The organism is Streptomyces sp. NPDC090088 (assembly GCF_044747345.1).
Lineage (GTDB): Bacteria > Actinomycetota > Actinomycetes > Streptomycetales > Streptomycetaceae > Streptomyces.
Map to the genome: position 1 here is coordinate 1 of NZ_JBIVDZ010000018.1, position 12,531 is coordinate 12,531.

General features: G+C 69.6%; 14 protein-coding genes and 1 pseudogene. 4 read left to right on the forward strand and 11 right to left on the reverse strand.

What is annotated here, in order from left to right:
• Positions 1-410 precede the first annotated feature (410 nt).
• On the reverse strand, positions 411-1,202 hold the full coding sequence (locus ACIPSJ_RS51205; RefSeq protein WP_401357201.1) for a S8 family peptidase: 792 nt from the start codon (positions 1,200-1,202) through the stop codon (positions 411-413).
• Between the two features lie 680 nt (positions 1,203-1,882).
• On the reverse strand, positions 1,883-2,092 hold the full coding sequence (locus ACIPSJ_RS51210; RefSeq protein WP_401357203.1) for a hypothetical protein: 210 nt from the start codon (positions 2,090-2,092) through the stop codon (positions 1,883-1,885).
• Positions 2,093-2,694: 602 nt separating this feature from the next.
• Here ACIPSJ_RS51210 and ACIPSJ_RS51215 point away from each other — a divergent pair.
• On the forward strand, positions 2,695-3,252 hold the full coding sequence (locus ACIPSJ_RS51215; protein WP_401357205.1) for an AAA family ATPase: 558 nt from the start codon (positions 2,695-2,697) through the stop codon (positions 3,250-3,252).
• Positions 3,253-3,273: 21 nt separating this feature from the next.
• Here the strand turns inward: ACIPSJ_RS51215 and ACIPSJ_RS51220 are convergent, their stop codons facing one another.
• The 7 genes and pseudogenes from ACIPSJ_RS51220 to ACIPSJ_RS51250 form a co-directional block, all read right to left on the reverse strand.
• Entirely contained in the window at positions 3,274-4,137 is an 864-nt protein-coding gene (locus ACIPSJ_RS51220; protein ID WP_401357207.1) for an aminoglycoside phosphotransferase family protein, read from the reverse strand.
• Positions 4,138-4,317: 180 nt separating this feature from the next.
• Positions 4,318-5,031, reverse strand: a complete 714-nt coding sequence (locus tag ACIPSJ_RS51225) for a G1 family glutamic endopeptidase (protein ID WP_401357209.1) — start codon at positions 5,029-5,031, stop codon at positions 4,318-4,320.
• A gap of 244 nt (positions 5,032-5,275) precedes the next feature.
• Positions 5,276-5,416 (reverse strand): annotated as a pseudogene (locus tag ACIPSJ_RS51230) (IS5/IS1182 family transposase); the annotation flags it as partial.
• Between the two features lie 179 nt (positions 5,417-5,595).
• Positions 5,596-6,177: a hypothetical protein gene (locus ACIPSJ_RS51235; RefSeq protein ID WP_401357211.1), complete on the reverse strand. Its 582-nt coding sequence runs from the start codon at positions 6,175-6,177 to the stop codon at positions 5,596-5,598.
• A complete protein-coding gene (locus ACIPSJ_RS51240) occupies positions 6,174-6,674 on the reverse strand; it encodes a helix-turn-helix domain-containing protein (RefSeq protein WP_401357213.1) in 501 nt (166 codons plus the stop codon). The genes ACIPSJ_RS51235 and ACIPSJ_RS51240 overlap by 4 nt, the downstream gene beginning before the upstream one ends.
• A 33-nt stretch (positions 6,675-6,707) precedes the next feature.
• Positions 6,708-7,625 (reverse strand): RNA polymerase sigma-70 factor, encoded by a 918-nt coding sequence (locus tag ACIPSJ_RS51245; protein WP_401357215.1) that lies wholly within the window; start codon positions 7,623-7,625, stop codon positions 6,708-6,710.
• Positions 7,622-8,812: an NAD(P)/FAD-dependent oxidoreductase gene (locus ACIPSJ_RS51250; RefSeq protein WP_401357218.1), complete on the reverse strand. Its 1,191-nt coding sequence runs from the start codon at positions 8,810-8,812 to the stop codon at positions 7,622-7,624. Before ACIPSJ_RS51250 ends, ACIPSJ_RS51245 begins: the two co-directional genes overlap by 4 nt.
• 237 nt (positions 8,813-9,049) lie before the next feature.
• Between ACIPSJ_RS51250 and ACIPSJ_RS51255 the strand changes: the two genes are divergently transcribed.
• Positions 9,050-9,184, forward strand: a complete 135-nt coding sequence (locus ACIPSJ_RS51255) for a hypothetical protein (RefSeq protein WP_401357221.1) — start codon at positions 9,050-9,052, stop codon at positions 9,182-9,184.
• A gap of 102 nt (positions 9,185-9,286) precedes the next feature.
• Here ACIPSJ_RS51255 and ACIPSJ_RS51260 read toward each other — a convergent pair whose 3' ends face one another.
• The gene (locus ACIPSJ_RS51260) at positions 9,287-9,763 is read right to left on the reverse strand and encodes a hypothetical protein (protein ID WP_359218579.1); all 477 of its coding nucleotides are present in this window, start codon (positions 9,761-9,763) and stop codon (positions 9,287-9,289) included.
• Positions 9,764-9,798: 35 nt separating this feature from the next.
• Here ACIPSJ_RS51260 and ACIPSJ_RS51265 point away from each other — a divergent pair, with 35 nt between their 5' ends.
• Positions 9,799-10,566: a transposase gene (locus tag ACIPSJ_RS51265; protein ID WP_401357225.1), complete on the forward strand. Its 768-nt coding sequence runs from the start codon at positions 9,799-9,801 to the stop codon at positions 10,564-10,566.
• Between the two features lie 65 nt (positions 10,567-10,631).
• Here ACIPSJ_RS51265 and ACIPSJ_RS51270 read toward each other — a convergent pair whose 3' ends face one another.
• Positions 10,632-11,531, reverse strand: a complete 900-nt coding sequence (locus ACIPSJ_RS51270) for an NmrA/HSCARG family protein (RefSeq protein WP_401357228.1) — start codon at positions 11,529-11,531, stop codon at positions 10,632-10,634.
• Positions 11,532-11,636: 105 nt separating this feature from the next.
• Here ACIPSJ_RS51270 and ACIPSJ_RS51275 point away from each other — a divergent pair, with 105 nt between their 5' ends.
• Positions 11,637-12,386: a TetR/AcrR family transcriptional regulator gene (locus ACIPSJ_RS51275; RefSeq protein ID WP_401357230.1), complete on the forward strand. Its 750-nt coding sequence runs from the start codon at positions 11,637-11,639 to the stop codon at positions 12,384-12,386.
• Positions 12,387-12,531: the final 145 nt, after the last annotated feature.

Below are 12,531 nucleotides of genomic sequence, written 5' to 3' on the forward strand. Positions count from 1 at the left end.
CGTACGCGGAGGCGACACCGCCACAGGTGAGAGTCAACCGTCTTTCAGCGAGCAAGTGCTGCTCAACCAACCCAGAGACCACCGCAGTCAAGTCGGCTGCGTGAACTGCGCCTACGGCCGGGAGTCGCCGTGCCGTTCGTCTTCCGGCCCCCGTCGGACAGCAAGCACCGGACCCCCGTGGACGAGCACCCGGGGCGGCACGGTGCGCGGCGCCCTCACACCGCGCGTGAACGTGACGCCGTACCCCGCCCCGCGCAGGGGCGGGTGCCGAGAGCCGCTCGCCCCGCCGGGGCGCGTCGGGTGCTGCACCGAGGAGACGCCGGCGCGACCGCGGTGACCGTACGACCCGCGCCCGCCCTTACGGTGACGCCTAGCGCAGGGGGGCCATGAGACCGGGCCACCGCAGCGGGTCAGATGCCGCCGGTGTTGAGCAGCCGGTTGGGGGTGCCGGAGGGGACGCCCCGCAGGACACCGGGCGTGGCCGTGTGGTCGAGCCAGACATGGACCTGCTTGGCCGTGGCATGAGGGTGTGCCGACAGGTACAGCGCGATCACGCCGGTCGCATGCGGCGCGGCCCAGGACGTGGCACCGTCGTCCTCCGTGACCGTACCGCCTCCCGCCAGAGCGGCGGTCACCTTCTGGCCGGGGGCGTACAGGTCCACGCACCGTCCGTACCCCGACCCGTAGGAGCCGCCGTCGCTCCATGGGCGGTCGCCGGGGGTGGAGGCCGCGACGACGATCGTGCCGGGAACACCGGCCGGAGAGTGCTTGCAGGCGTCGTCATGGAAGTTGCCGGCCGACACCACGGTGGGTATCCCCGCGTCGACCATCTTCTTCACGGCCGCCTCCAGGGCAGCCGACCGGTGATCCAGGTTGAGCGACATGTTCACCACCGCGGGTTTCCGTGCGTGCGCGGTCACCCACTTGACCGACTTGACCAGGGCCGCCTCGGCCGCTGCCGCGGAGCCGCCGCCCTCGCTCTCACACACGATGCCCTGGACCCGTACGAGATCCGCCCCGGGTGCCACTCCGTACTTCGCCCCGCCGATGATGCCCGCGACGAACGTGCCGTGCCCGGTGCCGGCTTCACTGAAGCAGTCACCGGAGTCCTTCGCCCCCACGAAGTCGGCCCCGAGGTGGGCGCGTCCGCCGAACTCCTTGTGGCCGATGTCCATCCCGGTGTCGATCACATAGACGTGCACGCCCTTACCCCTTGCGGTGGTGGTGAACTTCCCGTCCAGGGGCCGCGACCGCTGGTCCAGAATGTCCAGGTTCCACGGAACGTGCCGGGTGACAGGCGACGCCGTGGCCCGCGCGACCCCGGACAACGTCCTCACGGCGCCGGCAGACGCCGGCACCGACCCTGACGGCGACCCGCCCCCGGACAGCACCACGGACCTTTCCGTCCCATGTGCGGGGAGCGCGTCGCCGCCCCCGGCAGCCGACCCGGTTTCCCCGCCGCAGGCCGAGGCCCCGAGCACCACCACCATGGCCACCACCATGAGACCGGCCTTCGTCACGTTCCGCGTCACAACATCCCCCACCGCTCCGCTTTGTACACAGCCAGCACACAAGACGACCAAAACAAGCCAATAGTTCCAGCCCGGCGTGTAGGCGGGCTCGTCCACTGACAGCCGCACACCACCGGGCACAACCCCGCAGCCCCACGCCGCCGCCTGGAGGAGCTGACACGATGCCCGGGCCGCCTGAAGGTGATCACACGGCACGCAAGCTTCAGGAACGCCTCGTGAATGCCGTCGCGGACCTCCTGGCGGATCTGCAGCCGTCGCAAGCCGTCGATCCACGCATTCGTCCGCTCGACCACCCAGCGGACCGGGCCCACGCCTAAGCCGTACGGAACTCCGCGTCGGACGACGACCGGCTACATGACCCGCTTCCACAGACGCCGACGGCACTCGCCGAAGCCGTAACCCCGGCCGGCGAACAACCACCGCAGCCGGCCACAGGGGCGACCGGCCACTCCGCCGATCCACTGGATCACGCCGAGCAACGGCAGCAGCCGGGTAATGCCATGGCGGCTGCCACCGGCCAGGACGATGGCGAGCAGCGTGCCCCCTGCCTCCCGGACCACATGGTGCCTCGCGCCCGACCGGGCACCGCCGACCGCGCTCGGCCCGGTCCTGGGCCACCCCGGCAGGCCCGGCAGGCCCGGCGGCCAGAGCCGCCGATCACCGCCCGGAACCAGTCCAGCTTCCCGGCACAGTGCAACCGGTCCCACACCCCGCCCTCGCGCCCGACCCCCAGCCAGCGCCAACACATCATCCCGGACCCCAAGCCGAACCCCCGCAACAACCACCCCCAACCCGACACCCAACACCAACAGCCACCCGAAAGACACCACCGGATTCGACGTCCCGCCCCCACCGCCGAACAGTCGAACCGCCGCCCGCCTGGATCACGCACGCCCACCGTCACGCCCCGGACCACGAACAACTCGTCCAGCACTCGGAAACCTTCATCACATGGGCCGCCATCACGCTGATGACCAGGCGCATCACCCGCCGGCCGTCCCGCAGGAGCACACAGCCCGCCTCCCGCGACGCCAACCGGGACTGACCGTTCTCAAGTTCACGGTCAGCAACCCCACCCGGACCGGCCCGCATCCCGGACCGGGACCAGCTCTCCCACGGCGCCGCCTGCTTCGTCTCCCTCCGGCTCCGGCAGGATGAGTACATGCTCATCGTGATCGGCGGACTGCCCGGCACAGGCAAGACCACCCTGGCGCGGCTGCTGGCCGCACGCATCGACGCGGTCCACCTGCGCGTCGACACCATCGAACAGGCCATCGTCCGCTCCGGCCTGGCACGGCACCCCGTCGGACCGGTCGGCTACGTCATCGGCTACGCCCTGGCCCAGGAACATCTCCAGCAAGGACTCACCGTGATCGCGGAATCCGTGAACCCCCTGGCGGTCACCCGCGACAGCTGGCATAACGTGGGGACCAAGGCAGTCGTCCCCGTCGTCGAAGTGGAAGTCATCTGCTCAGACCCGGACGAGCATCGAGACCGCCTGACCACGCGATCGATCGACATTCCGGACCTGCCACCGCCCGACTGGCAGCAGGTCCTCGACCGCGACTACGAACCGTGGGCCCGGGAGCACCTCGTCATCGACACAGCCGGACAAGAGCCGCACCAATCACTTGCGCTGCTCCTTCGCCATCTTGATCACACCGGGTTGATGCCACACGATCCCAACCCGGGCGCCCGTCGGCCTGCCGAACGGAGTTAGGTGGATCCTGGAGGCTGTTCGCTACTCCAGCACCGCGCGGAAGGTGCGTTCGCCGATGCCGCGCATCAGCGGGTTGTCCGCCGACTGCGACAGGAAGACCAGGGACAGGGCAAGCGCCCACCCGCGGGCCCGCTCCCAAGTTGCGTCGTCCGCGCGGCCGTACGCTTGTCGAAGGGCAGCACGCTGCTCCGCCGTGAACAACATCCAGGCCACGGACAGGTCGGTGGCGGGATCACCGGAGGTGATGTCACCGAAGTCGATCACGGCGCTGATCCGGCCACGGTAAACCAGGATGTTGGCAGGGTGCAGGTCACCGTGCAGCCATACCGGCGGCCCGTCCCAAGCAGGCGCAGCGGCGGCCGTCTCCCAGATCTGCAGTGCGGTGGCGCGCTCGTCCAGGTCGACATGCGCCAGTCCGGTCAGGACACCCTTGGCCCGCCCGGCCAGCGGAATTCCGCGAGCTTGGTTGACCGGCGCGGCCGAAGGGGCTGGGGCGTGCAGCGCATCCAGAAAATCGCCGAGCGCCGCAGCGGCTGACCAGGCATCGTCGGGCTCCGATCGCGCCGCGATCCGGCCGGGGAAGAACGGCACGACGCTCCAGGACCACGGATACTGAGCCGCCGGCCGCCCGACACGCACCGGCGCCGGCACAGGCAACGGCAAGCGGCCGGCCAACTGCGGCAACCACCGCTGCTCGTGCGCGACGAGCTCGGCGGCCATGGCACGCCGGGGCAACCGGACGAGGAACTCCTCACCAAGCCGGCACACAAGGTTGTCCCAGCCGTTGGCCAGCACCTCGACCGGCAGGCCCGCCAGATCGGGGTGCTGTTCGTCGAGCAGACGGCGCACCAAATCGGCGGAGACCGAAACCTCCGCAGCAGGCATTCGGCGAACTGTCACAGCGAGAACTCTACGGCGGCGGCCCAGTGCGCCCGAAGGTCACAGAGTGAAATGCCCTGGCCAGCCGGGACGATCACCTAGCCCACCAGACAGTGCCAAGCGAACGCCGGACAACTCTCACCATGTCATGTTTGGCCCAGAAACAGGCACTCAGCGGGTTCTGACCTAGCCGGCGCTGGCCCACGTGGCACTGAAATCGCTACCGGTGATGCTGGTACTCAGCGCGCTGACGGTGTCCTTCTTCTGGCCCCTCGTGCCGGTGGTCATGATGATCTGCAACGGGTTGGCGTTGCCGAGCGGGGCGGCGTTGACCAGGGCTTCAGTGATGGAGACCGTGCCGAAGTTCGCCAGCGGCGGGATGCAGCCGCTGTCACAGGGGGGCAGCCCCACGATGACCTCGGCGGAACTGGGCGGCGGGACCGAGGCCGCGCCGACCGGGAGCTCCCTCCAGAACCCGGGGTAGTCCGAGATCCCCATGTTGTAGTTCTTTTGGTCGGGGTTGTAGGCCGAGAAGGCGATCAGCTCGTCGCCAGGGTGGACGGGTTCGCTGAAGGTGTGCCGCTGATCCGGGTAGAACTGGTACCAGGCGTAGTACACCGGGGTGCCGTTCGAGCAGTCGGCCTCGGTGCCGATCTGCTCGACCGTGCTGCTGTTGTAGCCGCCCAGGCCCACCCAGACGCTGGAGTACTGGCTGCCGGAGGCGCAGGTGACCGCCGGCACCACCCAGGAGGCCTGGACGAGGTCGTAGGAGCCGACGGCGGCGTAACCGGACCAGTCGGCGCTCAGCACGGGGGCCGCGCCGGCAGCGCTCGCCGAGAACAGCACGGACGCGGCGGCGAGGACGAGCGAGGCGAGGAAGATGCACATGCGTCTTAACAAGGGGGTGCTCCCTGGAAGGGGTCGGAGGGCCCGGCGGCGGTCGGCTCCCGCCGCCGAGTCGTCTGCCATCCTTCCGTCCCAACCCCGCCCGCGACCACCCTTCGTCAGGAGCCGTCATGCTTCCACCGTCGGCTTCCCCGGCTCTCGCCGCACCTGCTCATCGTGCCGTGCACGGTCAGCGGCGCCGCAGTCCCTCAGCCCAGTTCCGGAGTTGGTCCACGAGGACCAGGCTGTCGCCCCGGGACACGGCCCGAAACAGCCGGGTGACGTCGGGCCGGTTGCCGCCGGTGAGCGTGACGGCGAGCGGGGATCCGTGGCATTCGACGACCAAGTGGTGCTTCGAGCCGGGGCGGGCGCGGTCAACGGGCGAGGGGCCGACGTGATCCCTGCCGACCAAGATCGTCGAACACAAGACCCGCAGCTCACTTCATTCCGAGAGGCCAGCCGGAAGACAGTGGCTGCGGCTGACCACCCCGGGCGGGCTCGGGCCTACCCCTCCGATATGACGGCTGACGTCTCTCGATACTCGATTCCGAGCGACAGATACCGATGCCACAAGCCGGATCAGAACGGTTCGAAGCTGACCTTGCCCGGACCAATCTCTCCGCGTTCTTCCAGCTCATTCAGGTCTTCCGGCTCAAGGAACTCCAAGGCAGCCGGGTCGATCCCATGGTGCGGTTCCACATCGCGCAATTGCTGGACGAAGGAAAGCACAAAGCCGGTGAACGATCCATCGAAGACCTGAGGGTTCGACCCGTTGATGTTGGTGACCACCTTCCAACGGTCCGGGTCCCGGTCGCAGGGCCAGAAGAAGTGCTCATCACCGGAGTAGTCGTATCCCCAGGAGATGAGCCCGCCCGGCTCGGGATGGAACCGGAAGGGGTACTCGTCCTGGTCGCGACGCCACGACTTGCCGAACGACTCGCTGATCCGCCGCATCCGATCGATCAGCGGACTGGACCCCCGGGGGTGGAAGACCACCAACTCTTCGCAGATCACCCCGGCGCCATAGGCGTCAAGGAACTTCTTGAAGTCGCCGGGCAGCGCCGAACCGACGTACTCCTCGACCTCGGTCCAGTCCTCGGGGGACAACTCTCGGGCTGGCGGCGGGCCGAACAACTGCACCAGCTCGTCCAATGCGGTCATACGCCCCACTTGCCTGTTCGTCCGTTGTCGGCGGCAAACCTAGTCATTCCCGGCTGCGCCGGGCAAGGGCGGAGTTGGCTGACACCGGCCGCCGGGCGGGCCGCCGACGGAAGCCGCAGCCACGCGGGAACGAGGCCCGCCCGCAACAAGGAGGACTCCCGCTGCCGGACACGCCGACGAGCCGCGAACCGGCCCCGCCACGTGCGCACGGTGTCCACGTGCACTCCCACCTCGACGGCGATACGCGCGTTGGACCTGCCGCGAGCCGCCCGGAGCACGATCGGCGCCCGTACCCGGGCCCGGTGCTCGGACTTGTGGCCCCAGGCGGCCTTCTTCAACCGGTGCCGCTCGGCGGCGGTCAGGACTATCGGGCGCGCGGCGGCAACAGGCAAGGCAGGCAGACCGATCTGCAGAAGTGGATCACGACAGCCGCAGCCTGCCGCATCCGCTTTCACCAGGGCGCGGCCCGTGCTTGGGCTGCGGGTCCGGGCGCTCACGGGGATTCCGGCGGGCGATATCGATCGGGCGGCTCAGGAGAGTTCGTGCCGGGTGCCGTCGGCGACGGCGTGGAGCTTGTCGGGGTTGGCCACGTTGTGGATGGTCGAGATGCGGTCCTCCGCGTCGAAGTCGAAGGTCAGCGTCGCAATCACACGGTCCGGGCCGCGAAAGACGACGCCCGGGCCGCCGTTGATCCAGGTGAGCTCCGCCCGCATCTGATCGGGCGTGACGCCCTGGTAGGTCACGGTGCCGAGCGCGGCGAACCAAGCAGCCACGGTCTCCAGGCCGACGACCGGCTTGAGGGCCTGGCGGACCTTGCCGCCACCGTCGGTCCACAGCGTCACGTCCGGCGAGAGCAGCTCCATCAGGGTGTTGATGTCGCCGCCCGTGGCCGCCGCGAAGAATCGCTCGGTGACGTCGCGTTGGCGGGCAGGGTCGGCGGTGAAGCGGGGCCGCCGCGCCTGCACGTGCTCGCGGGCGCGGTGCGCGGCCTGCCGCACCGCCGCCTCCGAACGCTCCACCGCCTGGGCGATCTCCCCGTAGCTGAAGGCGAAGACCTCCTTCAACACGAAGACCGCGCGCTCCAGGGGGCTCAGCGTCTCCAGGACGACCAGCAGGGCCATCGAGACCGAGTCCGCCGTGGCGACGCCGTCGGCGGCGTCCGGGCCGGTGAGGATCGGCTCGGGCAGCCACGGGCCGACGTACGTCTCACGCTGGTGGCGGGTCGAACGGAGCCGTTCCATCGCCAGGTTGGAGATGATCCGGGTCAGGTAGGCCTTGGGGTCGGCGACCTGGGACCGGTCGGCCGCCGACCACTTGAGCCAGGCGTCCTGGACCACGTCCTCGGCGTCGGCGGCGGAGCCGAGGATGCGGTAGCCGACCGAGAAGAGCAGGGTGCGGTACTGCTGGAAGGCGAGCTGGTCGGCGTCGGCCTGCTGCGGCTGGGTCACTTGGCGCTCCTGATCCGGGTGTAGCGCCCGCCGTGCGGCCAGAACGCGCCCGAGGCGGGCATCTTCTTCATGCGGGCGAAGGTCGGCCACGGCGCGGCGCTGACCGTCTCCTTGTACTTCGCGGCCCGCTTGCCGGTCAGCACGATCCGGCGCGGGCTGTCGTCGGGGTGGGTGAACTGCACGACGGCGTCGTTCCGGCCCAGGCTGACAGGCGTGTGGTAGTAGCCGAAGCGGAAGGGCTTGGGTTCCTTGCCGGCCAGCACCCGCAGGATCGAGAGGGCCGCGTGCACGCCGGTGGGCATGCCGCCCTGGCAGGTCCCGTGCATCACACCGTAGCCCTGACGGATCGCCGCCGCGTCGCCCACGGCGTAGACCTCCGGGTGGGAGACCGAGCGCAGCGCGCTGTCGGTGACCACCCGGCCGCGCTCGTCGACGGTCAGGCCCGCAGCCGCGGCCAGCGGGGAGACGCGGGTGCCGCTGGTCCACAGCACCGCGGCCGCCTCGATGCTGGAGCCGTCCGCGAGCTCGACGCTGTCCGGCAGCACCTTGACCACCTCGGCGCCGCAGCGCACCTGCACGCCGAGGCGGGCGAGCGCCGCGTTCAGGTAGGCCTTGGCCTTCGGGTGCATGGTCGCGCCCGGCTCCGCCCGGCCAAGCAGGACCACCTGGAGCTCCGGGTGCCGCTCGGCGATCTCCGCGGCGGCCTCGATACCGGTGAGGCCGCTGCCGCCGACCACAACCGTCCCGCCGTCGAGGCGGGTCAGCCGGTCGGCGAGGAGGGTGGCGTCCTCCGGGCTGTTGAAGGTGTGGGCGTGGTCGTCCACGCCGGGGACGGAGGCCGTGTCCGCGATGCTGCCCAGGCCGTAGACCAGGGTGTCGTAGCGCAGCACCCGGTCGTCGTCGATCCGGACGGTCTTCGCATCGGCGTCCACGGCGGTGACCCAGCCGCGGACGAACGCGGCGCCGGTGCCGTCCAGCAGTTCCGGGATGTTCAGCTCGGCCGTCTCCTGGCCGGTGGCGGTCATGTGCAGCCGGAGCCGCTCGGTGAAGGTGTCGTAGGGGTTGACCAGCGTCACTCGCAGGTTCCCGCGCTTCCTGGTGCGGGCCGCGAGCTGCATCGCAGCGGAGAGCCCGGCGTAGCCGGCGCCCAGGACCAGGACCTCGTGCTGCTGCGTTGTCGTGTTCATCGCTCTGCTGCCTCTTTCGAGTGGACCGTTCCCGCGTTGCGGACGACCACCAGACGCAAGCTGCCCGTTCGTTCGTGACATGGGGCCGATGTGACCCACATCACCTCGCAGAGAGAAGGCGGACACGACGCGGCACCAGCCCCCCGGAGCGCCGCGACGCAGCATTCAACCATGATCGACTGACTCCGCACCGGAACTGACGGAACAGCAGGAGCCGCAGACCAGTGGCAGGGCTTGATGCACGCCACCCGCGAGCACGACCGCCTCTACACCACCCCCGACAAGCGGCACTTCACCCTCACCACTCGATCGCGAGCTTCACCCGAGACGAACCGCACCCACATCACCGATCGTCATCACCTCGACACCTGAACGGCGGCGCCCCGCGGCCGGCTCCGGAGTCAACCCCCGAAGGACCTCTGGAGCCGACCACCAAGGAATGTCCCGTATAGATCTTCAGGGCTCGGCGGTGGGCTATCCCATGGCCGCTCGGGCCGTGTCGAGGAACGCCAGCCGGTTGTCCTCCAGGTAGTCCCGTACGCTCTCGCCGTCGGGCAAGCCTTCCCATACCGTCCGGTTGAGGTCGAGGAAGTACGCACGTGCCGCGTCATGCACCGGTAGCGGGAACTGGATGCGGATGAGCCGCTCGGCGACCCATAGTCTGTTCATGACGTCCTGGGTTTTGAGGTACCAGGGGTGGGTGTCGTCGAACTCGGCGGGCCGGCTGAAGGCGGAGCGTTCGGCCTCGGCCGCCACCTCGATGAACCGCTCCAGCAGCGCGAGTCGTTCCGCGCGCCGGGCCTCCGACAGGGTGTTCTGCTGCCGTTGCTGTTCGGCGCGTTCCGCTGACAGTTGAGTCCGGTGCTGGACGAGGTAGGACAGCATGCCGCCGAGGACGACGCCGCCCAACGATATGAGTGACACCCAGACCTGACCTGACATGGTGGTCATCGTGCCACGGGGTGGATCCTTGGGACGATCTTGCTGTGGCCGGTGTGATCACGGCGTCCGAGCCGTCCTGGATATCCCCGTTCACCGGGCTGAGTCCATGCTGTTTCGGCAAGTTGGTGACTGTGGTGCATCGCGAGAGCGCGAACGAGGTACGGCGCGGGTGCCCATGGAGCCTGCCGCCGGAGGATCGGGTGCTGCCCGTCGCGGCCTACTGGCGCGCGAACTTGACGATGCGCCAGCTCGCCCCGCTGTTCGGCATCTCCAAGTCGGCGGCCGACCGGATCATCAACCATCTCGGCCCCAGGCTCGCGCTCCGGCCTCGCAAGCGGTTCGCGAAGGGCGCCGTGCTCGTCGTGGACGGCACCCTGGTGCCCACCCGCGACCACACGATCGCCGAGCAATCGAAGAACTACCGGTACTCCACCGCCCATCAGGTCGTCATCGGCGCCGAGACCCGCCTGGTCGTCGTGGTCGGCCGCCCCTTGCCCGGCAACCGGCACGACTCCCGCGGCTGGGAGGAATCCGGCGCCAAGAACGCCGTCGGCACAACGATGACCATCGCCGACGGCGGCCACCAGGGCACCGGACTCGTCATCCCTCACCGCCGCACCAACGGCGAGGAACTCCCGGCCTGGAAGGAGGAACACAACCGCTCCCACAAGCGAGTTCGCGCCCGCGTGGAGCACACCTTCGCCCGCATGAAGGGCTGGAAGATCCTCCGCGACTGCCGCCTCAAAGGCTACGGCGTCCACCACGCCATGCTCGGCATCGCCCGCCTGCACCACCTCGCCCTCAGCGGATAACCGAGCCAATCGAGCCCCGGCCTCCTGCATCCGCATCGACTCCAAGATCACTTACGGGACAATCCTCAGGCGGTTTCGAGGAGTCGCTTCCGCAACTGGGTGGCGCCGGATTGGGCGAGCCAGTCCGCGAGCGTACGCAGTCCGGGATGGATGATGCGCAGCGCCTCGATATCGGCGTGCCAGCGCGATCCGGCTGCCCAGTGCTTCCGAACCTGGGCGATCTCAGGGTTGAGCGCGGCGGCCTCGGCGTGGGTGATCTGCTCGTAGCGCACCGTGGCGCGGGTGGCCTCGCTGATCGCGGCAACTGCTTCGGCCGGGGTGGGGGCGTCCCCGGCCAGCTCCAGACTTCTCCCCGCGAACCGGTCCGGTTGTTCGAAGGCCAGCGCGGCGAACTCTGCGATGTCCTCCACCGCGATCATCTGGACGGGTTCGTCCGGCGGGAAGATGTGCCGATGCACACCATGGACGATGCCGTCGAGACCGATGGTCGTCGAACCGAGATAGTTCGACATGAAGCGCACCGGGCGCAGTACGGTCACTGACCGGATCCGCGCGCGCAGGTGGTCCTCGATGCGTTTCTTCCCCTCGGAACCACCCGGGCGACCCGGGGTGGACGCGACGCCCGTGAACACGACGTGCTCGACCCCGACGGCGGCCGCGGCATCGATCAGCGCCCGGCCCCGGGCGAACTCCCGCTCCGCGTCGGAACCGGCCGGTCCGAATACCGCGGGCGGTACGGCGAACAGCGCCGCCGCTCCCTCCAACGCCGCGGGCAGACTCGGCGGGTCGTCGAAGTCGCCGCGGACGAGTTCGGCCCCGGCGGTTTCGAGTGCCTTGGCGGCGGGAGCCGTCGTGTCCCGCACGAGCGCGCGCACCGGCCTGCCGGCCGCCAGGAGCCGGCGTGCGGTGGCACCGCCCTGCCGGCCGGTCGCACCGGTCACGAGGACCAAGCGGTCAGTGGTCATGTCGTCCTCCGCCCCGGGATTGTCGGTGGGCTTGGTCGGATCGGGCCCGGGGTCGATGTGGGATGCTCCACCCGGTTGAGTCCGGCGGACAAGGGATTACGTGACATGACCGCAACCCCCCAGAGCATCGGCCGAGCCGATGCCCGCCGTAACCGCGTGAAGGTGCTCGCCGTCGCTTCGCGGGCGTTCGACGAGCACGGCCTGGACGTCTCGCTCGGCGCGATCGCACGGCAGGCCGGGGTGGGCGCCGGCACCGTGTACCGGCACTTCCCCAGCAAGGAGATCCTGCTGGAGGCCGTACTCGTCCAGCAGGTCGACGACCGGGTGGTCGCGGCTCGACAGTGGGCGGCCCGCGCTGATCCTGTCGCGGCGTTCTTCGGCTTTCTCCTGGAGGTCGTCGCCGCATCCCACGGGCGCAAACACCTGTGCGACGCCTTGACCACGGAAACGAGCTGGCCGCGCCCGAGCCTGGCCGCGGCGGCGCAACGATTCCGTCAGGCACTCGACGAACTGCTCCACGCAGCCCAGCAGGCCGGCGGCGTCCGTACGGACGTCAGCGCGGACGATGTCGCCGCGCTCACTGTCGGGTGCGCGACGATATGGGCCGCCCACCGCGACCGGAACGGCGGCACTCGCATGGTTCGGCTTGCGCTGGAGTGCCTGCGGAATCCCGCACCCGTCACGGAAGACCGCACGTTTCGTGACTCACTCGGCACGCTTCACGCGGCACCGCGGTGTGAGGAGTGCGGTGCCCGGCTCGAGGCCCGGTCCACCGGCCGCCCGGCCCGCTACTGCGGCGCGACCTGCCGACAGCGAGCACATCGCCGCCGCCTTGGACCGGCAACGCTTCCCTAGCGGAGGACTCAAACAGGGTGCTCGCGGCCGACGTCGCTGTTCCGATCCACACCAGTCGTTACCGGCGAAATCCCGCATCCCCAGACGTGAAGATCACGATCTGCAACGTGAGTACTAAGACCGTGTCCCACGTGGTGAGGCGGAC

Bases quoted from the DNA above. Each gene is read 5' to 3' on its own strand.
- ACIPSJ_RS51250 (WP_401357218.1), bottom strand. From the start codon at position 8,812: ATGAACACGACAACGCAGCAGCACGAGGTCCTGGTCCTGGGCGCCGGC.
- ACIPSJ_RS51275 (WP_401357230.1), top strand. From the start codon at position 11,637: ATGACCGCAACCCCCCAGAGCATCGGCCGAGCCGATGCCCGCCGTAAC.
- ACIPSJ_RS51215 (WP_401357205.1), top strand. From the start codon at position 2,695: ATGCTCATCGTGATCGGCGGACTGCCCGGCACAGGCAAGACCACCCTG.
- ACIPSJ_RS51260 (WP_359218579.1), bottom strand. From the start codon at position 9,763: ATGACCACCATGTCAGGTCAGGTCTGGGTGTCACTCATATCGTTGGGC.
- ACIPSJ_RS51220 (WP_401357207.1), bottom strand. From the start codon at position 4,137: ATGCCTGCTGCGGAGGTTTCGGTCTCCGCCGATTTGGTGCGCCGTCTG.
- ACIPSJ_RS51235 (WP_401357211.1), bottom strand. From the start codon at position 6,177: ATGACCGCATTGGACGAGCTGGTGCAGTTGTTCGGCCCGCCGCCAGCC.
- ACIPSJ_RS51255 (WP_401357221.1), top strand. From the start codon at position 9,050: ATGCACGCCACCCGCGAGCACGACCGCCTCTACACCACCCCCGACAAG.
- ACIPSJ_RS51270 (WP_401357228.1), bottom strand. From the start codon at position 11,531: ATGACCACTGACCGCTTGGTCCTCGTGACCGGTGCGACCGGCCGGCAG.